A 518-nucleotide genomic window follows, 5' to 3' on the forward strand; every position below is an offset into this window, starting at 1 on the left:
TGATAGTCGTCTTCAATCCGGATGATGTCGTCTTCCCCGAGATAGGAGCCGGTCTGGACCTCGATCAGCTCCAGCATGATCTTGCCGGGATTCTCCATCCGGTGCACCGCGCCCATCGGGATATAGATCGACTCGTTCTCGTGCACGCTTTTGACGGTCTCGTTGACGGTGACGCGGGCGGTGCCGCGGACGACGATCCAGTGCTCGGCGCGATGATGGTGCTTCTGCAGCGACAGGCGCCCGCCGGGCTTGACCACGATGCGCTTGACCTGGTGGCGCTCGCCATTGTCGACCGACTGGTAGCTGCCCCAGGGCCGATGCACCTTGAGATGCTCCTCGGTCACCTTCGGTGCGACCGCCTTGAGCTTGGTCACGAGCCGCTTCAGGCCGTTGGCGTCCTTCTGGCGCGAGACCAGAACCGCGTCCGCGGTCGCGACGACGACGAGATCGTCGACGCCTTCGAGCGCGACCAGCGCGGAATCGGTGGTGACGTTGCAGTTGCGGGAGTCTTCGAACAC

Annotated in this window: 1 protein-coding gene; it reads right to left on the minus strand. The window is 63.7% G+C overall.

From position 1 onward, the window contains the following. On the minus strand, window positions 1-518 hold a 518-nt coding region (locus IVB31_RS15765), incomplete at both ends, for a cupin domain-containing protein (protein WP_247323745.1).

This window comes from Bradyrhizobium sp. 21 (genome assembly GCF_023073335.1).
In the GTDB taxonomy this organism is placed as follows: Bacteria; Pseudomonadota; Alphaproteobacteria; order Rhizobiales; family Xanthobacteraceae; genus Bradyrhizobium.